Origin of the sequence: Pseudomonas jinjuensis, from assembly GCF_900103845.1 — a bacterium.
GTDB classification, from domain to species: domain Bacteria; phylum Pseudomonadota; class Gammaproteobacteria; order Pseudomonadales; family Pseudomonadaceae; genus Pseudomonas; species Pseudomonas jinjuensis.
In genome coordinates this window covers 252,706-271,609 of sequence record NZ_FNIJ01000006.1, presented here as the reverse complement: position 1 = coordinate 271,609, position 18,904 = coordinate 252,706, and the positions used below count along the sequence as shown (strand labels likewise).

General features: G+C 66.1%; 20 protein-coding genes. 14 read left to right on the top strand and 6 right to left on the bottom strand.

From position 1 onward, the window contains the following. The 3 genes from BLR75_RS10930 to BLR75_RS10920 are packed head-to-tail and all read right to left on the bottom strand — an operon-like array spanning position 1 to position 2,813. Positions 1–471, bottom strand: coding sequence for a tripartite tricarboxylate transporter TctB family protein (locus BLR75_RS10930; protein ID WP_084314768.1), 471 nt, complete (start codon positions 469–471; stop codon positions 1–3). A gap of 50 nt (positions 472–521) precedes the next feature. Continuing rightward, positions 522–1,499, bottom strand: a complete 978-nt coding sequence (locus BLR75_RS10925; protein WP_084314769.1) for a Bug family tripartite tricarboxylate transporter substrate binding protein — start codon at positions 1,497–1,499, stop codon at positions 522–524. 27 nt (positions 1,500–1,526) lie between these two features. After that, a complete protein-coding gene (locus tag BLR75_RS10920; protein ID WP_084314770.1) occupies positions 1,527–2,813 on the bottom strand; it encodes an OprD family porin in 1,287 nt (428 codons plus the stop codon). 218 nt (positions 2,814–3,031) lie between these two features. Here BLR75_RS10920 and BLR75_RS10915 point away from each other — a divergent pair, with 218 nt between their 5' ends. Beyond that, positions 3,032–3,703, top strand: a complete 672-nt coding sequence (locus tag BLR75_RS10915) for a response regulator (protein WP_084314771.1) — start codon at positions 3,032–3,034, stop codon at positions 3,701–3,703. After that, the gene (locus BLR75_RS10910; protein ID WP_084314772.1) at positions 3,696–5,111 is read left to right on the top strand and encodes a sensor histidine kinase; all 1,416 of its coding nucleotides are present in this window, start codon (positions 3,696–3,698) and stop codon (positions 5,109–5,111) included. Before BLR75_RS10915 ends, BLR75_RS10910 begins: the two co-directional genes overlap by 8 nt. Before the next feature lie 133 nt (positions 5,112–5,244). On the opposite strand, the gene BLR75_RS10905 is transcribed toward BLR75_RS10910, so the two are convergent. Continuing rightward, on the bottom strand, positions 5,245–6,081 hold the full coding sequence (locus BLR75_RS10905) for an HDOD domain-containing protein (RefSeq protein WP_084314773.1): 837 nt from the start codon (positions 6,079–6,081) through the stop codon (positions 5,245–5,247). A gap of 60 nt (positions 6,082–6,141) precedes the next feature. Next, positions 6,142–7,077, bottom strand: a complete 936-nt coding sequence (gene ygfZ / locus BLR75_RS10900) for a CAF17-like 4Fe-4S cluster assembly/insertion protein YgfZ (RefSeq protein ID WP_084314774.1) — start codon at positions 7,075–7,077, stop codon at positions 6,142–6,144. A gap of 157 nt (positions 7,078–7,234) precedes the next feature. On the opposite strand from ygfZ, the gene BLR75_RS10895 reads away from it, so the two are divergent. Together BLR75_RS10895 and BLR75_RS10890 are read left to right on the top strand one after the other, a co-directional pair. After that, a complete protein-coding gene (locus BLR75_RS10895; protein WP_084314775.1) occupies positions 7,235–7,489 on the top strand; it encodes an FAD assembly factor SdhE in 255 nt (84 codons plus the stop codon). Then, complete coding sequence (locus tag BLR75_RS10890) at positions 7,473–7,925, top strand: protein YgfX (protein ID WP_084314776.1); 453 nt, start codon at positions 7,473–7,475, stop codon at positions 7,923–7,925. The genes BLR75_RS10895 and BLR75_RS10890 overlap by 17 nt, the downstream gene beginning before the upstream one ends. On the opposite strand, the gene nadB is transcribed toward BLR75_RS10890, so the two are convergent. Next, entirely contained in the window at positions 7,894–9,507 is a 1,614-nt protein-coding gene (nadB, locus tag BLR75_RS10885) for an L-aspartate oxidase (protein ID WP_084314777.1), read from the bottom strand. The genes BLR75_RS10890 and nadB overlap by 32 nt on opposite strands. A gap of 365 nt (positions 9,508–9,872) precedes the next feature. On the opposite strand from nadB, the gene rpoE reads away from it, so the two are divergent. From rpoE to era, 10 genes are all read left to right on the top strand, one after another. Continuing rightward, the gene (gene rpoE, locus BLR75_RS10880) at positions 9,873–10,457 is read left to right on the top strand and encodes an RNA polymerase sigma factor RpoE/AlgU (RefSeq protein ID WP_084314778.1); all 585 of its coding nucleotides are present in this window, start codon (positions 9,873–9,875) and stop codon (positions 10,455–10,457) included. A 31-nt stretch (positions 10,458–10,488) separates the two neighbouring features. Then, complete coding sequence (locus BLR75_RS10875) at positions 10,489–11,070, top strand: sigma-E factor negative regulatory protein (protein WP_084314779.1); 582 nt, start codon at positions 10,489–10,491, stop codon at positions 11,068–11,070. Between the two features lie 20 nt (positions 11,071–11,090). Further along, a complete protein-coding gene (locus BLR75_RS10870) occupies positions 11,091–12,032 on the top strand; it encodes a MucB/RseB C-terminal domain-containing protein (RefSeq protein ID WP_084314780.1) in 942 nt (313 codons plus the stop codon). After that, a complete protein-coding gene (locus BLR75_RS10865) occupies positions 12,029–12,472 on the top strand; it encodes a SoxR reducing system RseC family protein (protein WP_084314781.1) in 444 nt (147 codons plus the stop codon). Before BLR75_RS10870 ends, BLR75_RS10865 begins: the two co-directional genes overlap by 4 nt. A 51-nt stretch (positions 12,473–12,523) precedes the next feature. After that, entirely contained in the window at positions 12,524–13,954 is a 1,431-nt protein-coding gene (locus BLR75_RS10860) for a DegQ family serine endoprotease (RefSeq protein ID WP_084314782.1), read from the top strand. A 148-nt stretch (positions 13,955–14,102) separates the two neighbouring features. Continuing rightward, positions 14,103–15,902, top strand: a complete 1,800-nt coding sequence (gene lepA / locus BLR75_RS10855; RefSeq protein WP_084314783.1) for a translation elongation factor 4 — start codon at positions 14,103–14,105, stop codon at positions 15,900–15,902. Between the two features lie 5 nt (positions 15,903–15,907). Next, complete coding sequence (lepB, locus tag BLR75_RS10850; RefSeq protein ID WP_084314784.1) at positions 15,908–16,762, top strand: signal peptidase I; 855 nt, start codon at positions 15,908–15,910, stop codon at positions 16,760–16,762. 140 nt (positions 16,763–16,902) lie between these two features. Continuing rightward, complete coding sequence (locus tag BLR75_RS10845; protein ID WP_084314785.1) at positions 16,903–17,280, top strand: DUF4845 domain-containing protein; 378 nt, start codon at positions 16,903–16,905, stop codon at positions 17,278–17,280. Further along, positions 17,277–17,966, top strand: a complete 690-nt coding sequence (rnc, locus tag BLR75_RS10840) for a ribonuclease III (RefSeq protein WP_084314786.1) — start codon at positions 17,277–17,279, stop codon at positions 17,964–17,966. The genes BLR75_RS10845 and rnc overlap by 4 nt, the downstream gene beginning before the upstream one ends. Then, positions 17,959–18,873 (top strand): GTPase Era, encoded by a 915-nt coding sequence (era, locus tag BLR75_RS10835; protein ID WP_084314787.1) that lies wholly within the window; start codon positions 17,959–17,961, stop codon positions 18,871–18,873. Before rnc ends, era begins: the two co-directional genes overlap by 8 nt. The last annotated feature ends 31 nt before the right edge of the window (positions 18,874–18,904 follow it).

Below are 18,904 nucleotides of genomic sequence, written 5' to 3'. Positions count from 1 at the left end.
TCAGATCGGAAGGATTTCGAGGACGCCCAGCGGCAGCGGGACGTCGAGTGTGCGGTCGAACAGCAGGTACAGGCCGATGCTCAGCAGCGTCGCCATGACCGCGCTGTGCAGCGGCCGGCCGCCGTAGATCAGCGCGATGAAGGTGCCGATCAGGGCGCTGGCGGGGATGAAGCCGAGCGGTTCGAACAGCCCGGCATACACCAGCAGCAGGACGACGCAGAGAATCACCTTGCGCAGCAGCGCGCCTTCCAGCGGCGGCTCGTCCGCGTCGCGGTGGATCGGCGTCGGACGCACGATCAGCCAGGCCAGGCCGATGGTCATCAGGCCGAGGCAGAGCAGCGGATAGGCGCGCGGGCCGACCGGCTCGTAGGAGAACGGCGCCTGGTATTCCCAGGCGATCAGGGCGAAGGCGACGCAGGCGAACAGCCAGGCGCCGGCGAACAGCCGCTGGTAGAGGCTGGTCTGGGACATGGGGGATTCTCCTGGCGGCGCCGCAGGGCGCGGCGCCGCCGCGCAAGGAGTTACTGGATCAGGCCGAATTCGCGGGCCAGCTGCTTGTACTGGGCGACCTGCTTCTTCACGTAGGTGTCCAGTTCCTGGCCGGTCATGGCGAAGGGGAACAGCTCGCGCTGGTCGCGCAGCCTGGCGAAGTCCTCGGAAGCCAGCAGCTTGTCGAAGGAGTTCTTCCAGAACGCGTAGTCCTCGTCGCTGACCTTCGGTCCGACGTAGAAGCCGCGCACCACCGGCCAGACGATGTCGAAGCCCTGTTCCCTGGCGGTGGGGATGTCGCGCATGCCTTCGTCCGGCAGGCGCTCCTCGGAGAACACCGCAAGCAGGCGCATCTTGCCGGCGCGGATGTGCGGCATGGAGTCGGAGATGTCCGTGCTGCCCACCTGGATGTGCCCGCCGAGCAGCGCCGTGGCGATCTCGCCGCCGCCTTCCAGGGCGACGTAGCGCAGCTGCTTCGGATCGATGCCCGCGGCCTTGGCGATCAGCGCCGTCTGCATCCAGTCCTGGCTGCCGACGGTGCCGCCGGAACCGATCACCACCTTGCCCGGGTCGGCCTTGAGCGCGGCCACCAGGTCGCCGAGGGTCTTGTACGGCGAGTCGGCGCGCACGGCGATGGCGCCGTAGCTGGTGCCGACCGCCGCCAGCCACTTCACCGCGTTCTCGTCGAAGCGGCCGAACTTGCCCTGGGCCAGGTTCAGCAGCGAGCCGCTGGAGAAGGCGGTGATGCTGTTGCCGTCGGCCGGACGCTGGGCGACCACTGCGTTGTAGGCCACCGCGCCGACGCCGCCGGGCATGTAGGTGACGCGCATCGGCTTGGACAGCAGCTTGGCGTCCAGCAGCGCGCTCTGCGCCAGCTTGCAGGTCAGGTCGAAGCCGCCGCCGGGGGAGGCCGGGGCAATGCATTCGGGGCGCTTGGGTTCGGCGGCCAGGGCGCCGGCGAACAGCAGGGTGGCGCCGGCGAGGGTGAGCGAAAGCAGCTTGCGGGACATGGCGGATTTCCTCTTGTTGTTATCGGTTTACCAGATCGGCAGGGAATAGCTGATATAGAAGCGCGTTTCGTCGGCGTCGCGGGCGAAGCTGGAGCGGTAGGTGGCGTTGCGCAGGCGCAGCGCCAGGTCCTTCAGCGGGCCGCTCTGGAACACGTACTTGAGGTCGGTGTTGCGTTCCCATTCCTTGCCGTCGTCGGTCAGGCCGGCGATCTCCGCGTCGTCGCCCTTGATGTAGCGGTTCATCAGGGTCAGGCCGGGGATGCCGAGGGCGGCGAAGTCGAAGTCGTGGCGCAGCTGCCAGGAGCGTTCGTCGGTATCGGCGAAGTCGCCGACCTGGACGAAGTTGACCAGGTAGGGGTTGCTGCCATCGATGTAGGGGAAGGCGCTGTCGCCGCTCATCTTCTGCAGGCCGAGGCTGAATTTGTGCGCGCCGATGGCGTAGGCGAACATGCCGTTGAGGGCGCGGTTGTCGATCTTGCCGCCGCGCGCCTCGCCCTGGTCGTCGCTGATCGCCAGGCGCAGGTCGGCGCTCAGTTTCCCGGCGCCGAGCTTGTGGCTGGCGAGCAGGCCGATGAAGTGCTGGTCGTAGACCTCGTCGAGCTGGGCGAAGTGGTAGCGGCCGGTGAGGCTGTCGTTGAACCGGTAGTCGCCGCCGGCCAGGTCGTAGTGCTCGCCGGCTACGCTGCCGAGGAAGCGGCGGTTCTTGTTGTTCAGCGCCAGGTCCTGGTCGTCGGTGGAGTCGCGGTCCTTGGCCTTTTCCAGGCGGCCGCCGGTGAAGTTCAGGCCCGGCAGGTCGGTGGAGTTGAGCAGGCCGCCCTCGAAGGTCTGCGGGAACAGGCGGCTGTCGTTGGGCTGCAGGGTCGGCAGGTCGGGGACCAGGGTGCCGAGTTTCAGCTCGGTCCGCGAGGCCTTGAGCTTGGCGGTCAGGCCGAGCTTGCTGTACTCGTCGGCGGCGCGGCCGTCGTCGTGGGTCGGCAGCAGGCCGGAGCCGGTGCGGTCCGGGCTGGAATCCAGCTTGAGGCCGAGCATGCCCAGCGCGTCGAGGCCGACGCCGATGGTGCCGGGGGTGTAGCCGGACTGGAAGTCGAGGATGAAACCCTGCGCCCATTCCTCGCGCTTGGACTGGCCGGAGCCGTCGCGGAAGTCGCGGTTGAAATAGATGTTCTGGGTCTGCAGGGTGGCGCTGCTGTCTTCGATGAAGCCGGCGGCCTGGGCGAGCGGGGCGAAGCCGGCGAAGGTCGCGGCGGCGGTGATGCCCGCGGGGATGAACCGGGCGGGGATGCGGGGTGCTACAGCCATTTTGGCAGTGAGCATCGGGTGGTCTCCATTCTTGTTGTTGTCGCGGAAGCACGCCACGCCGCCTCCCGCTTTCCGGACAGTCTTCGCTGTCTGCCAGCGATGCTAACGGGCTAAGCTTTCGCCAGGCTTTCAATTGCCTTTCGCGTTCTTTTCGGCACATTTCGCCAATTCACAGCGCCGTGCGGGCGGTTAAACTGCGCGCCCGATGCCCTCAGCCCGAGGAGAAACCTTCAGTGCGCATCCTCCTGGTCGAAGACCACCCCGAGCTGGCCGATAGCGTCGCCCAGGCCCTGAAATCCGCCGGCTGGACGGTGGACCTGCTGCGCGATGGCGTATCCGCCGACCTGGCCCTGGCCAGCGAGGAATACGCCCTGGCGATCCTCGATGTCGGCCTGCCGCGGATGGATGGCTTTCAGGTGCTGGCGCGCCTGCGCGAGCGCGGCAAGACCCTGCCGGTGCTGATGCTCACCGCCCGCGGCGAGGTGAAGGACCGCGTGCACGGGCTGAACCTGGGCGCCGACGACTACCTGGCCAAGCCCTTCGAACTGAGCGAGCTGGAAGCGCGGGTCAAGGCGCTGCTGCGCCGTAGCGTGCTCGGCGGCGAACAGCAGCAGCGCTGCGGCGAGCTGGTCTACGACCTAGACGCGCGGCGCTTCAGCCTGGCCGGCCAGACGCTGAGCCTGACCTCCCGCGAGCAGGCCGTGCTGGAGGCGCTGATCGCCCGGCCGGGTCGGGTGATGAGCAAGGAGCAGCTGGCCGGGCAGGTGTTCGGCCTGGACGAGGAAGCCAGCGCCGACGCCATCGAGATCTACGTCCACCGCCTGCGCAAGAAGCTGGAAGGCAGCGCGGTGCGCATCGTCACCTTCCGCGGCCTCGGCTACCTGCTCGAGGCCACGGATGCCTGAGGCGGGTTTCCGTCTGCGCCTGCTCGGCGCCGGCAGCCTGCGCGGGCGGCTGCTTTGGCGTCTCGGCTGGATGCTGATGATCCTCCTGCTGCTGGGCAGCATGGCGACCTACTGGAGCGCCCGCCACGCCGCCGATACCGCCTACGACCGCACCCTGCTGGCGTCGGCGCGGGACATCGCCGACGGCCTGTACACCCGCGACGGCCGCCTGCGCGCCAACATTCCCTATATCGCCCTGGACAGCTTCGCCTTCGACAGCGAGGGGCGCATCTTCTACCAGGTGACCGATCCCCGCGGACAGCTGATCTCCGGCTACGAGAACCTGCCGGCGGCGCCCGACGGCACGCCGCGCACCGAGGACTATCCGGCGCTGGCGCGCTTCTATACCGCCGAATTCCAGGGGCAGGGCGTGCGGGTGGTCAGCCTGCTGCAGCCGGTGACCCAGCCGGAACTCAACGGCATGGCGGAAATCCGCGTGGCGGAAACCCTCGGCGCGCGCGAACGGCTGGCGCGCAACCTGCTCGGCGATACCCTGCTGCACCTGGGCCTGTCGGCGCTGGCCGCTTTGCTGATGGTGTGGTACGCGGTGAGCGCCGGCCTGCGCCCGCTGGACCGCCTGCGCGAGGCGGTGGAGGAGCGCCAGCCGGACGACCTGCGCCCGCTGCCGGAGGTGGCGGTGCAGCGCGAACTGCGCCCGCTGGTCGGCGCGCTCAACCATTTCACCGCACGCCTGCGCGGCCTGTTCGAGCGGCAGTCGCAGTTCATCGCCGATGCGTCCCATGAGCTGCGCACCCCGCTGGCGGCGCTCAAGGCGCGGCTGGAACTGGGCCTGCGCGAGCAGGAGCCGCAGGCCTGGCGCAGCGCGCTGGAGGATGCGGTGCAGGGCACCGACCGCCTGACCGTGCTGGCCAACCGGGTGCTGTCCCTGGCGCGCGTCGAGAGCGGCGCCCGCGCCATCGCCGAGGGTGGCGGCGAGGCGATCGACCTGTCGCAGCTGTCCCGCGAGCAGGGCATGGTCCTGGCTCCGCTGGCCCACGCGCGCGGCGTGGCGCTGGCGCTGGAGGCGGAGCAGGAAGTCTGGATCACCGGCGACCCGACGCTGCTCCACGAACTGCTGAACAACCTGGTGGACAACGCCATGGCCCACGCGCGGGGTAACGTGATCATCCGCGTCGCCGCGCCGGCGGTGCTGGAAGTGGAGGACGACGGCCCGGGGATTCCCGAGGAGGAGCGCGAGAAGGTCTTCGAACGCTTCTACCGGCGCCGCCAGGAAGGCACTGGCCTGGGGCTGGCCATCGTCGGCGAGATCTGCCGCGCCCACCGCGCCCGGATCGAGCTGGGCCACGGCGAGATGGGCGGGCTGCTGGTGCGGGTGAGCTTCCCGGCAGAAGACGATTCAGCGGCGTAGGGCGGGTTCATCGTTCCCACGCTCCTGCGTCCGGCGCCGATGCGGTGGCGGATAACGCTGGCGCGTTATTCGCCCTGCGGGGATGGTTTCTGCCGAATCTGTAGGAGCGGGCCATGCCCGCGACCGCGCATTGCTACTGCAACATCCCCATCGCCGCGTCCATCGCCGCGGAAAGCTCCTGGTCGGCCTTCAGGTCCGCGTTCGGGTCGAGGCCGAGCTTGGCGAAGGCCGGGATGCTCGACCAGTCCAGCTCGGTGAAGGGATGCGGCGTGCCGAGATGGCTCTGCAGGGTGGCGACCTGGACGATGTCCACGTAGTCGACCCGCGCCGAGTCGCGCCGGAAGTCGAGGTACTGGCCGGGAACCGCGGCGATCGGCGCGGGGAAGTCCCAGGTCATGAGGATGCGCTCGCCGACCTGCGGGTGGATGCGCTCGATCACGTGGTTGAGGCTGATGGAGTCGGCCAGCAGTTCGCTGTTCTCTTCGGCGAAGGTCAGGATCGGCAGCACGCCGATCTGGTGCATCAGCCCGGCCAGCATGGCCTGGTCCGGCATCAGGCGGGTGAAATGGCGGCACAATGCATGGCAGATGCCGGCGATTTCCGTGCTCTTGTTCCAGGCTTCGCGCATCTTGCGGTCGACCACGTCGGAGGTGGCCTGGAACATCTGCTCCATCGCCAGGCCGGTGGCGAGGTTGCAGGTGTAGTTGATGCCGAGCCGGCTGACGGCGGTCTGCAGGTCGGTGATTTCCTTGCTGGTGCGCAGCAGCGGGCTGTTCACCACCTTGATGATGCGCGCGGCGAGGGCGGCGTCGTTGCCGATCACCCGGCTCAGCGCCTGGATGCTGACGTCCGGGTCTTCCGCCGCCTCGCGCACGCGCAGCGCCACTTCGGGGAGGGTGGGCAGGACCAGGTCGTCGTTGTCGATCGCGCGCAGCAGTTGTTCTTGTACCGTTTCGACAAGCTTGCTCATGCTCGTTCCTTGTTCTGGCGCCGGCCGTGCGGGCACGGCGCTGCGGGGCGTTCCGTGCGCTCAGCGCTGGATTTCGCGGTCGCTGTCGAGTGTATAGGGCAGGTCCAGCAGGCTCAGAGGGCGTTCATCGGCCAGACGGATGCGGTTGTCGGCTACCGCGTCGTCCTGCACGACGGCGAGCAGTTCGATGGAGTTCTCGCTGCGCGCGGCCAGCACCACTTCGCCGACGCTGCTGCCGTGCACTGGCGAGAACAGTTCGGTCCCCGGTTCCGGCAGGGCCTCGCCGTCCAGGGCCAGGCGGTGCAGGCGGCGCTTCAGGCGGCCGAGGTACTGCATGCGCGCGACGATTTCCTGGCCGGTGTAGCAGCCCTTCCTGAAGCTGACGCCGCCGACCGCCTGCAGGTTGATCATCTGCGGGATGAACTGTTCGCGGGTCGGGCCGAAGACCTGGCCGATGCCGGCGCGGACCTGGGCCAGCAGCCAGTCGTTCAGGCTGCCTTCCGGGAGTTTCGCGGCCAGCCGGCTGCGCAGTTCGGCGGCTTGCGCGGCCGGCGCCCAGAGTTCGGCGCGGCCGTCGGAGAGGCGCACGGCGATCAGTTCGCCGGCACGCGCCACGCGGTCGCTTTCCGCCGGGAGCTGCAGGCCGAGCCCGGCCAGCAGGGCATCGCCGCCGCGCAGGCCGAAGCGCACCCAGGCGGTGCTTTCATCGCCCAGCGTGACCTTGGAGAACACCGCATATTTCTTCAGGTCCGCCAGTTGCGCTTCCAGCAGGTCGGCGGCCATCGCCAGCAGGTAGCCGTCGCCCTGCGGCAGGATGCGGAAGCTCGACAGCAGGCGCCCCTTCACGTTGCTACGGCCGCCGAGGCTGGCGGTCTCGTCGTTGAGGTAGTTCAGGTTGCAGGTCAGCTGGCCCTGGAGGAACTTGCCAGCGTCCACGCCGCGCACGGCGAGGAGGCCTTCGTGAGTCAGGACGGTGAAGAACGCGGAGTCGGCCATTGGGTATCGCTGGAGGAATGAGGAGGGGAACCCATCATAGAGCCCGCGCCGGAGCTTGTCAGCGGGTGTCGGCGGCGGGGCGCATGGGTATAATGGCCGCCGTTTCGTGGATGCCCGGCGTTCGCGCAAACCCGATGCAATCCCCGAGGAACCGCTGATGACCGATGAAACCGAACTGAAACGACTCGCCTGGCACAGCCGTCGCGGCATGCTGGAACTGGATGTGCTGCTGCTGCCCTTCGTCGAGGAGGCCTACCCGGCGCTGGATGCCGAGGACCAGGCGCGCTTCCGCAAGCTGCTCGACTGCGAGGACCAGGACATGTTCGGCTGGTTCATGCAGCGTGGGGAGCCGCAGGACCCGGACCTGCGCCGCATCGTCAAGATCATCCTGGATCGTGTCCAGCCGGCTTGAGCCCTTCGAATGCCGCTGGCGCGCTTCCCGGCGCCTGCTGGCGGTCTACCTGATCTTCCTGGCGCTGGCGGTGGTTTCGCTGCTGCTGGCTGCCATTCCCGCCTTCCTTCAGCTTCCCGGTCTGCTGGCCTGCCTCGCCCACGCGCTGTGGACGCTGCCGCGCCGGGTGCTGCTGCGTTCTCCCGATTCCTACGGTGGCCTGCGTCACGATCTGGATGGCTGGCAGCTGTGGAGCGAGCGCTCAGGCTGGCAGCGGGTGCAACTGCGTCCGGACAGCCTGGCGCTGCCACAGCTGATCGTGCTGCGTTTCCGCCGCCCGGGGCGCCTGTTCAGCGAGGGAGTGTGCCTGCCGGCGGACAGCCTGGCGCCGGATCTGCACCGGCGCCTGCGTGTCCGTTTGCGCTTCAGCCGAGATAGATGGGCGGAGCCAGGATAGTGTCCCTGGCTTCCGGGAGCTGTTCGGGGTAGTCGAGGGTGTAGTGCAGGCCGCGGCTTTCGTGGCGCTGCATGGCCGAGCGGATGATCAGCTCGGCGACCAGCGCCAGGTTGCGCAGTTCGATCAGGTCGCGGCTGACCTTGTAGTTGCTGTAGAACTCGTCGATCTCGCTGAGCAGCAGGCGCACCCGGTGCATGGCGCGCTGCAGGCGCTTGTTGGTGCGCACGATGCCGACATAGTCCCACATGAATCGCCGCAGTTCGTCCCAGTTGTGCGCGATGATTACGTCTTCGTCCGAATCGGTCACCTGGCTGGCGTCCCAGCTCGGCAGGGCGTTGGGCTGCGGCGTGTCATCGAGCTTGGCGAGGATGTCCGCCGCCGCCGAGCGGGCGTAGACGAAGCATTCCAGCAGCGAGTTGCTGGCCAGCCGGTTGGCGCCGTGCAGGCCGGTGAAGGTGGTTTCGCCGATGGCGTAGAGGTTCGGCACGTCGGTGTGGCCGTGCTGGTCGACCACCACGCCGCCGCAGGTGTAGTGGGCCGCCGGCACCACCGGGATGGGCTCGCGGGTGATGTCGATGCCGAAGTCCAGGCAGCGTTCGTAGACGGTGGGGAAGTGCGCCTTGATGAAGTCCGCCGGCTTGTGGCTGATGTCGAGGTAGACGCAGTCGATGCCGAGGCGCTTCATCTCGTGGTCGATGGCGCGGGCGACGATGTCGCGCGGCGCCAGTTCGGCGCGCTCGTCGAAGCGCGGCATGAAGCGTTCGCCGCTGGGCAGGCGCAGCAGGGCGCCTTCGCCGCGCAGCGCTTCGGTCATCAGGAAACTCTTGGCCTGCGGGTGGTACAGGCAGGTCGGGTGGAACTGGTTGAACTCCAGGTTGCCGACCCTGCAGCCGGCGCGCCAGGCCATGGCGATGCCGTCGCCGGAATTGCCGTCCGGGTTGCTGGTATAGAGGTAGACCTTGCTGGCGCCGCCGCAGGCGAGAATGGTGAAGCGCGCGGAGAAGGTGTCCACCTGGCCGCTGTCGCGATCCAGCACGTAGGCGCCCAGGCAGCGCTGTCCCTGGATGCCGAGCTTGCGTTCGGTGATCAGGTCGACTGCCACGCGCTGCGACAGCAGTTCGATGTTCGGGCACTGCCGGGCCTTCTCCAGCAGGGTGTTGAAGATGGCGGCGCCGGTGGCGTCGGCGGCATGGATGATGCGCCGGTGGCTGTGGCCGCCTTCGCGGGTCAGGTGAAACTCGAAACCGCCGTCTTCGCTCGGCTGGTGATCGTGGGTGAAGGGCACGCCCTGTTCGATCAGCCATTCGATGGCTTCGCGGCTATGCTCGACTGTGAAGCGCACGGCGTCTTCGCGGCACAGGCCGCCCCCGGCGATCAGGGTGTCCTCGACGTGGGATTCGACGGTGTCGGTATCGTCCAGCACCGCGGCGACCCCGCCCTGCGCCCAGAACGTGGAGCCCTGGGACAGCTCGCCCTTGCTCAGTACGGCAATGCGAAGGTGCGCAGGCAGCGTCAGGGCAAGGCTGAGGCCCGCGGCCCCGCTGCCGATCACAAGTACATCGTGCTGAAAGTGCTGGCTCATGCCCGGATTCCAGAAAATGGCGCCCTAGTATATAGAACGGCGGACCTGCACAATAGCGCGCGCCTGAGGCTGCGCAGTGCTTCCACGCCTTCTGCGGGGAGCGCGATCACCGGAACTTTTCCGCCGAACCTGGCTCTGAAGGAGGATGTCCCGGCCCTTTCCGCCGGCGCCAGAAGCGCGCGGAAAGGCCAGGGCATCTGTCCGATACAGTTGAGTTAGGCGGGGGTGGAATGAATACCTTGATCCAACGCAAAAAAACTGTGCGGCAAAGCTTGGAGGGGAGAACTTTTGCAAAAGGTCCGAGTCTATCTTGGCAGGACGATTCACCAGGGTGCTCAAAGCTCCAGGATTCCAGAGGAGCTTTCATGCTGACCCAGGAACAGGATCAACAACTGGTCGAGCGAGTGCAGCGCGGAGACAAGCGCGCCTTCGATCTTCTGGTGTTGAAGTATCAGCACAAGATTCTGGGGCTGATCGTGCGTTTCGTGCATGACGCCCAGGAGGCCCAGGATGTTGCGCAGGAAGCGTTCATCAAGGCGTATCGCGCCTTGGGCAACTTCCGCGGCGACAGTGCTTTTTATACGTGGTTGTACCGCATAGCCATCAATACCGCGAAGAACCATCTGGTAGCCCGCGGTCGGCGACCCCCGGATAGCGATGTGACTGCCGAGGATGCCGAGTTCTTCGAAGGCGATCACGCCCTGAAGGATATCGAGTCGCCGGAAAGGGCCATGTTGCGGGATGAAATCGAGGAAACCGTCCATCGAACCATCCAGCAGCTGCCCGAGGACCTTCGCACCGCGCTGACACTGCGCGAGTTCGAGGGGCTGAGTTACGAAGATATTGCCACCGTGATGCAATGCCCGGTGGGAACGGTCCGCTCACGGATATTCCGTGCGCGGGAGGCGATCGACAAGGCTTTGCAGCCCTTGTTGCATGAAGATGTTTGATACAGCGGCAACAGCCAAGAGAGGTACCGCTATGAGTCGTGAAGCCCTGCAGGAATCGCTGTCCGCTGTCATGGATAATGAGGCGGATGAGCTCGAGCTGCGTCGCGTGCTCGCTGCCTGCGGCGAGGACGCCGAATTGCGTGCCACCTGGTCCCGCTACCAGCTTGCCCGCTCGGTTATGCACCGGGAGATGGTGCTGCCCAAGCTGGATATCGCCACGGCGGTTTCCGCGGCTATCGCCGATGAAGCCACGCCGGCCCGCAGTTCCCGCAATCCGTGGAAGAATCTTGGCCGTCTGGCCGTCGCCGCCTCGGTGACGCTGGCCGTACTGGCAGGTGTTCGTCTATACCATCAGGACGAGAGCGTCGCGCCCAGCCTGGCTCAGCAGGGCGCCACTCCGCAGGTCGCTGTTCCTCAGGTACAGGGTCCGGCGGTTCTGGCCAGCTTCAACTCGGACGAAGGCGCGCCGCAGACCAACACCAGTGCCCAGGCCGGCCAGAGCTGGCATGAGCAGCGTCTTCCGGGTTATCTCCGTCAGCACGCCCAGCAGTCGTCGGAGGGCACTGACAGCGCTCTGCCTTATGCGCGCGCCGCGAGCCTGGAAAGCCGCTGATTGCAATCTTAAGGAGCGGTATGCGCGGCATATCCCTGTCGTTCTTTCTTATTGGCGGTCTGCTGGCGATGCCGGTGCAGGCCGCCGATGCGTTGGACTGGATCAAACGCCTTTCCCAGGCGGATGGTCAGCAGAGTTACCAGGGAACCTTCGTTTACGAGCGCAGTGGCGCATTCTCCACCCATGAGGTCTGGCACCGCGTCGACAGTGACGGCACGGTGCGCCAGCGCCTGCTGCAGCTCGATGGTCCGCGCCAGGAAGTGGTGCGGGTCAATGATTCCACCGAGTGCGTTGGCGGCGGCATTGCCCAGCAGATGGGCAGCAGCGACCTGTGGCCGGCGCGCAAGCTGAATCCGGATGAGCTGGCTTCCTGGTACGACATGCGCGTGGCGGGCGAGTCGCGCATCGCCGGACGTTCCGTCGTGGTGCTGTCGGTCAATCCGCGTGACCAGCATCGCTATGGCTTCGAGCTGTATCTCGACAAGGAAACCGGGCTACCGCTCAAGTCGCTGCTGCTGAACGAAAAGGGGCAGCTGCTCGAACGCCTGCAGTTCACCCAGTTGCGTCTGTCCCCGCCCGAGGATGCGCAGCTGCAGCCTTCCGCCGAATGCAAGGCGGTGCGCGAATCCCGCCAGGAGAGCGTGAAGACCGCCTGGCATACGGAATGGGTGCCGCCGGGCTTCGTCCTCGACAACACCTACCAGTGGCGCAGTCCGGTATCGGAGGACCAAGTGGTGTGCCTGGCCTACGCCGACGGTCTCGCGCGCTTCTCGGTATTCCTCGAACCCCTGCACGGCGCCCGGGTCGACGAGATTCGCACCCAGCTCGGCCCCACCGCCGTAGTCTCCAAGCGAGTGCCCGGCGATGGCGGCACCATGGTCACCGTGGTCGGCGAGATTCCCAGCGGTACCGCCGAACGGATCGCCTTGTCCATGCGCGCCCAGGGAAGCCCGCCGCAGTGATCGAAGAGCCGGGGCGCGTGATCGCTGTCGAATCAGGCGCCGTGTGGGTCGAAACCCTTCGCCAGAGTACCTGCTCCGGATGCGCGGTGAAGGCAGGATGCGGCCAGGGGCTGCACTCGCTGCTCGGCACCAGCGCCCGGCGCGGGCGGGTGCGCGCCCGGTGCGATCTGCAACTGACCGTCGGCGACAGCGTGGTTCTTGGCGTTCCCGAGGACCTGCTGCTCAGAAGCGCGGCGCTCTTCTATCTGTTCCCCCTCTTCGGCCTGTTCGCCGCTGCCCTATTGACTGAGCGCGCCGGGCTAAGTGAACCTTTGGTCGCTTTTGCCGGGATCGCTGGCTTTTTGGCATCCTGGCTCATCGTGCGCCGCCATGCCCGGCGCCATTCGGATGATCCGTCGATGCAGCCGGTTGTGCTGCGGGCGCTGATCGCAGGGCCCTGACGGGGCTCATCCACGTCAACTCTTCCCTTCGAACAACGGGAGCAGTAGTCCATGCACACCCTGAAACGCAGTATGGCTGCGCTGGTAGCGATGCTGGCCATGAGCCTTGCAGTCGTCGCGCACGCGCAATTGCCGGATTTCACGCCTCTGGTCGAACAGGCCTCGCCGGCGGTGGTGAACATCAGCACCACCCAGAAGATTCCGGATTCGGCGATGTCCGGCGGGCAGCTATCGATCCCCGATCTGGAAGGCCTGCCGCCGATGTTCCGCGACTTCCTCGAGCGCAGCATCCCGCGCGACCAGCGTGGCGCTCCCCGTGGCGGCCGCAAGCGCGAGGCGCAGTCCCTGGGCTCGGGCTTCATCATTTCCAGTGATGGCTACATCCTGACCAATAACCATGTGGTGGCCGACGCCGACGAGATTCTCGTGCGCCTGTCCGACCGCAGCGAGCACAAGGCCAAGCTGGTCGGCACCGATCCGCGCAGCGACGTGGCCGTGCTGAAGATCGAGGCCAAGAACCTGCCGACCCTCAAGCTCGGCGATTCCGACAAGCTCAAGGTCGGCGAGTGGGTGCTGGCGATCGGCTCGCCGTTCGGCTTCGACCACTCGGTGACCGCCGGCATCGTCAGCGCCAAGGGGCGCAGCCTGCCGAACGAGAACTACGTGCCGTTCATCCAGACCGACGTGGCGATCAACCCGGGCAACTCCGGCGGTCCGCTGCTCAACCTGGAGGGCGAGGTGATCGGCATCAACTCGCAGATCTTCACCCGTTCCGGCGGCTTCATGGGCCTGTCCTTCGCCATTCCGATCGACGTGGCGCTCAACGTCGCCGATCAGCTGAAGAAGGAAGGCAAGGTCAGCCGCGGCTGGATGGGCGTGGTGATCCAGGAAGTCAGCAAGGACCTGGCCGAATCCTTCGGCCTGGAAAAGCCGTCCGGCGCGCTGGTCGCCCAGTTGGTGGAGAACGGCCCGGCGGCCAAGGCCGGCCTGCAGGTCGGCGATGTGATCCTCAAGCTGAATGGCCAGGCGATCAATGAATCCGCCGACCTGCCGCATCTGGTGGGCAACATGAAGCCGGGTGACAAGGCCACCCTGGAAGTGATCCGCGATGGCTCGCGCAAGACCCTGGACATGTCCGTCGGCAGCCTTCCGGACGAGGACGAGGAAATCGCCGCCATCGAAGGACAGGGCGCCGAGCGCAGCAGCAATCGCATGGGCCTGACCGTCGCCGACCTCACCGCCGAGCAGCGCAAGGCGCTGGACATCAAGGGCGGCGTGGTGATCAAGGACGTTCAGGACGGCCCGGCGGCGCTGATCGGCCTTCGCCCGGGCGACGTGATCACCCACCTGAACAACCGCACGATCGATTCCGCCAAGACCTTCACCGAGGTCGCCAAGAATCTGCCGAAGGATCGTTCGGTCTCCATGCGCGTCCTGCGCCAGGGGCGCGCCAGCTTCATCACCTTCAAGCTGGCCGAATAAGCCGGCGAGTGGAGAAGGGCGGTCTCGACCGCCCTTTTTCATGCCCGTCCGTCAGGTGCAGGCGTGGCGGCGGTTGGCGGATTCGGGTAAACTCCCCGGCTATTTTTCGGCGGATAGCCGCCTTCCAGCCTTCCGAGTGTGTTCAGCCGTGAGTGACCTGAGTCATATCCGCAATTTCTCCATCATCGCCCACATCGACCATGGCAAGTCGACCCTGGCCGACCGCTTCATCCAGATGTGCGGCGGCCTGTCCGACCGCGAGATGGAAGCGCAGGTCCTCGACTCCATGGACCTGGAGCGCGAGCGCGGCATCACCATCAAGGCGCATAGCGTCACCCTTCACTACAAGGCGAAGGACGGCAAGACCTACCAGCTGAACTTCATCGACACTCCCGGCCACGTCGACTTCACCTACGAGGTGAGCCGCTCCCTGGCCGCCTGCGAGGGCGCGCTGCTGGTGGTGGATGCGGGGCAGGGCGTCGAGGCGCAGTCCGTGGCCAACTGCTACACCGCCATCGAGCAGGGCCTGGAAGTGATGCCGGTGCTGAACAAGATGGACCTGCCGCAGGCCGATCCGGACCGCGTGAAGGACGAGATCGAGAGCATCATCGGCATCGATGCCACCGACGCCGTGGCCTGCAGCGCGAAGAGCGGCATGGGCGTCGACGAGGTGCTGGAGCGCCTGGTCGCCACCATCCCGGCGCCGGAAGGCGAGATCGACGCGCCGCTGCAGGCGCTGATCATCGACTCCTGGTTCGACAACTACCTGGGCGTGGTCTCGCTGGTGCGGGTCAAGCACGGCCGGGTGAAGAAGGGCGACAAGATCCTGGTGAAATCCACCGGCAAGCTCCACCAGGTGGACAGCGTCGGCGTATTCACCCCGAAACATACCGAAACCGCCGACCTCAAGGCGGGCGAAGTGGGCTTCATCATCGCCGGCATCAAGGACATCCTCGGTGCGCCGGTGGGCGACACCCTGACCCTGTCCAGTACCCCGGACGTGGCTGTGCTGCCGGGCTTCAAGCGCATCAAGCCGCAGGTCTACGCCGGCCTGTTCCCGGTCAGCTCCGATGACTTCGAGGACTTCCGCGAAGCGCTGCAGAAGCTGACCCTGAACGACGCCGCGCTGCAGTACGAGCCGGAAAGCTCCGAGGCCCTGGGCTTCGGCTTCCGCATCGGCTTCCTCGGCATGCTGCACATGGAGATCATCCAGGAGCGCCTGGAGCGCGAATACGACCTGGACCTGATCACCACCGCACCGACCGTGATCTTCGAGATCGTGCAGAAGAACGGCGACATCCTCTATGTCGACAACCCGTCCAAGCTGCCCGACCTCTCGTCCATCGACGAGATGCGCGAGCCGATCTGCCGCGCCACCATCCTCGTGCCCCAGGAGCACCTGGGCAACGTCATCACCCTGTGCATCGAGAAGCGCGGCGTACAGCGCGACATGCACTTCCTCAGCGGCCAGGTCCAGGTGATCTACGACCTGCCGATGAACGAAGTGGTGCTGGACTTCTTCGACCGCCTGAAGTCCACCAGCCGTGGCTATGCTTCTCTCGACTACAGCTTCGACCGCTTCGAGCCGGCCAACCTGGTCCGTCTCGACGTGCTGATCAACGGCGAGAAGGTGGATGCCCTCGCCCTGATCGTCCACCGCGACAACGCCCCGTACAAGGGCCGCCAGTTGGTGGAGAAGATGAAGGAACTGATCCCGCGGCAGATGTTCGACGTCGCGATTCAGGCCGCCATCGGTGGGCAGATCATCGCCCGTTCGACGGTCAAGGCACTCAGGAAGAACGTTCTGGCCAAGTGCTACGGTGGCGACGTGAGCCGCAAGCGCAAGCTGCTGGAGAAGCAGAAGGCCGGTAAGAAAAGGATGAAGCAGGTCGGCAGCGTGGAAATTCCGCAGGAAGCCTTCCTCGCCGTGCTCAAGGTGGACAGTTAGAAACTATGACGCTGAATTTCCCGCTGTTGCTGGTGATCGCCGTTGCCGTGTGCGGTCTTCTCGCCCTGGCCGATCTGGTGCTCTTCGCCCCGCGTCGCCGGTCGGCCATTTCCGCCTACCAGGGCTCTGTCGGCGAACCCGATCCGGAAGTGCTGGACAGGCTGAACAAGGAGCCGGTGCTCGTCGAGTACGGCAAGTCGTTCTTCCCGGTGCTGTTCATCGTGCTGGTGCTGCGTTCGTTCCTGGTGGAGCCGTTCCAGATTCCCTCCGGCTCGATGAAGCCGACCCTGGAAGTCGGCGACTTCATCCTGGTGAACAAGTTCGCCTACGGCATCCGCCTGCCGGTGCTGGACACCAAGGTGATTCCGGTCGGCGACCCGCAGCGCGGCGATGTGATGGTGTTCCGCTACCCGAGCGAGCCGAGCATCAACTACATCAAGCGCGTGGTCGGCGTGCCGGGCGACCGGGTCCGCTACACCAGCGACAAGCGCCTGTACATCAACGACAAGCTGGTGGCCGAGCAACTGGTCGGCGAGGAGCCGGGCACCCTCGGCAGCGTCACCCTGTACAAGGAACAGCTGGGCGCGGCGGAACACCTGATCCGCAAGGAAATGACCCGTTACCGCATCGATCCGGGCAGGGAATGGAAGGTTCCGGCCGGGCATTACTTCATGATGGGCGACAACCGCGACAACTCCAACGACAGCCGCTACTGGAACGACCCGAAGATTCCGAAGGATCTGCTCGGCATGGTTCCGGACCACAACATCGTCGGCAAGGCGTTCGCGGTGTGGATGAGCTGGCCCGATCCGAAGCTGCGCAACCTGCCGAACTTCTCGCGCGTGGGCGTAATTCATTGATTTGTGAGGCCGTTTGGCGCCGGTGACAGCGTACGGTGCTAGAACGCGAGCGGGGCTGCACGCAGAGAGCGGGGCAGCCCCGTTCGTTTGCACCTGGCCCGCCGGCGGCGGGCCGCAGATCCATCCGACATGAGGTCGACATGAAGTACGCACATTCGCAGAAAGGGCTTTCGCTGCTGGGCTGGCTGGTGGTTCTCGCCGTGGTCGCCTTCCTCGCCAGTACCGCCTTCAAGATCATTCCGCACTACCTGGACTACTACTCCATCGAAAAGGCCATCACTTCGGTGGAAACCGACAAGGCGGCGGAAGTGCGTAGCGTTCCCGAGTTCTATGCTTATGTGGGCCGGGCGCTGCAGATCAACAACATCCGCGACCTGAACCTGGAAGAAGCGCTGGATGTGAAGCTGGAAAACAACGATTTCCATGCGCACCTGAAATATGAAAAACGCGAGCCGCTGATCGAGAACCTCGATCTGGTGGTCCACTTCGACAAAGAATTCCGTGTACGAATGCCGTGAGTAATACCCTGGACCGACTCGAGCGCAAGCTCGGCTACACCTTCACGGACAAGGACCTGATGGTCCTTGCCCTGACCCATCGCAGCTTTGCCGGGCGCAACAACGAGCGCCTGGAATTCCTCGGCGATGCCATCCTCAACTTCATCATCGGCGAAGCGCTGTTCAGCCACTTTCCCCAGGCCCGCGAAGGCCAGCTGTCGCGCCTGCGGGCGCGCCTGGTGAAGGGCGAGACCCTGGCCATACTGGCCCGTGGCTTCGAACTGGGCGAATACCTGCGCCTCGGTTCCGGCGAGCTGAAGAGCGGCGGTTTCCGCCGCGAGTCGATCCTTGCCGACGCCATGGAGGCGCTGATCGGCGCCATCTACCTGGACACCGGCATGGATTCCGCCCGCGAGCGCATCCTCGCCTGGCTCGGCCCGCAGCTGCGCGAGCTGACCCCGGTGGACACCAACAAGGACCCCAAGACGCGCCTGCAGGAATACCTGCAGTCGCGCGCCTGCGAACTGCCGCGCTACGACGTGGTGGACATCCAGGGCGAGCCGCATTGCCGGATTTTCTTCGTCGAATGCGAGATCGCCCTGTTGAACGACAAGACCCGCGGTCATGGCGCCAGCCGCCGCATCGCCGAGCAGGTGGCCGCCGCCGCCGCGCTGGTGGCCCTGGGCGTGGAGAATGGCAATGACTGATACCGACGCATCCCTCGACGCGAGCCGCTGTGGCTATGTCGCCATCGTTGGCCGGCCGAACGTCGGCAAGTCGACCCTGCTCAACCATATCCTCGGGCAGAAGCTGGCGATCACCTCGCGCAAGCCGCAGACCACCCGCCACACGCTGCTCGGCATCAAGACCGAAGGGGCGGTCCAGGCGGTGTACGTCGACACCCCCGGCCTGCACAAGGACAACGACAAGGCGCTCAACCGCTACATGAACCGTTCCGCCAGCGCCGCGCTGAAGGACGTCGACGTGGTGATCTTCGTCGTCGACCGCACCCGCTGGACCGAGGAGGACCAGATGGTCCTGGACCGCGTCCGCCACGTCAGCTGCCCGGTGCTGGTGGCGGTGAACAAGGTCGATCGCATGGACGAGAAGGGCGAGCTGCTGCCCCACCTGCAGTGGCTGACCGAGCAACTGCCGCAGGCGGAAGTGGTGCCGATCTCCGCCCAGCACGGGCAGAACCTCGACGTGCTCGAAGGCCTGGTGGCCGAGCGCCTGCCGGAAGGCGAGCACTTCTTCCCCGAAGACCAGATCACCGACCGCAGTAGCCGCTTCCTCGCCGCCGAACTGGTGCGCGAGAAGATCATGCGCCAGCTCGGCGCCGAGCTGCCCTACCAGATCACCGTGGAGATCGAGGAATTCAAGCAGGAAGGCCGCGTCCTGCACATCCACGCGCTGATCCTGGTGGAGCGCGAAGGGCAGAAGAAGATCATCATCGGCGAGAAGGGCGAGCGCATCAAAAGCATCGGCCAGAACGCGCGCAAGGACATGGAAGTGCTGTTCGACTCGAAAGTCATGCTCAACCTCTGGGTCAAGGTGAAAGGCGGCTGGTCCGACGACGAGCGCGCCCTGCGTTCGCTCGGCTACGGCGACCTCTGATCCCTCCGCCGGCCCGCTCATCGATGCGGGC

What these genes read in the sequence shown, in the direction of transcription:
- BLR75_RS10895 (WP_084314775.1), top strand. Translation starts at nt 7,235, where the DNA reads ATGACCGATGAAACCGAACTGAAACGACTCGCCTGGCACAGCCGTCGC.
- BLR75_RS10925 (WP_084314769.1), bottom strand. Translation starts at nt 1,499, where the DNA reads ATGTCCCGCAAGCTGCTTTCGCTCACCCTCGCCGGCGCCACCCTGCTG.
- era (WP_084314787.1), top strand. Translation starts at nt 17,959, where the DNA reads ATGACTGATACCGACGCATCCCTCGACGCGAGCCGCTGTGGCTATGTC.
- BLR75_RS10905 (WP_084314773.1), bottom strand. Translation starts at nt 6,081, where the DNA reads ATGAGCAAGCTTGTCGAAACGGTACAAGAACAACTGCTGCGCGCGATC.
- ygfZ (WP_084314774.1), bottom strand. Translation starts at nt 7,077, where the DNA reads ATGGCCGACTCCGCGTTCTTCACCGTCCTGACTCACGAAGGCCTCCTC.
- rpoE (WP_084314778.1), top strand. Translation starts at nt 9,873, where the DNA reads ATGCTGACCCAGGAACAGGATCAACAACTGGTCGAGCGAGTGCAGCGC.
- BLR75_RS10860 (WP_084314782.1), top strand. Translation starts at nt 12,524, where the DNA reads ATGCACACCCTGAAACGCAGTATGGCTGCGCTGGTAGCGATGCTGGCC.
- lepB (WP_084314784.1), top strand. Translation starts at nt 15,908, where the DNA reads ATGACGCTGAATTTCCCGCTGTTGCTGGTGATCGCCGTTGCCGTGTGC.
- BLR75_RS10920 (WP_084314770.1), bottom strand. Translation starts at nt 2,813, where the DNA reads ATGCTCACTGCCAAAATGGCTGTAGCACCCCGCATCCCCGCCCGGTTC.
- BLR75_RS10870 (WP_084314780.1), top strand. Translation starts at nt 11,091, where the DNA reads ATGCGCGGCATATCCCTGTCGTTCTTTCTTATTGGCGGTCTGCTGGCG.
- BLR75_RS10845 (WP_084314785.1), top strand. Translation starts at nt 16,903, where the DNA reads ATGAAGTACGCACATTCGCAGAAAGGGCTTTCGCTGCTGGGCTGGCTG.
- BLR75_RS10930 (WP_084314768.1), bottom strand. Translation starts at nt 471, where the DNA reads ATGTCCCAGACCAGCCTCTACCAGCGGCTGTTCGCCGGCGCCTGGCTG.
- BLR75_RS10875 (WP_084314779.1), top strand. Translation starts at nt 10,489, where the DNA reads ATGAGTCGTGAAGCCCTGCAGGAATCGCTGTCCGCTGTCATGGATAAT.
- nadB (WP_084314777.1), bottom strand. Translation starts at nt 9,507, where the DNA reads ATGAGCCAGCACTTTCAGCACGATGTACTTGTGATCGGCAGCGGGGCC.
- BLR75_RS10910 (WP_084314772.1), top strand. Translation starts at nt 3,696, where the DNA reads ATGCCTGAGGCGGGTTTCCGTCTGCGCCTGCTCGGCGCCGGCAGCCTG.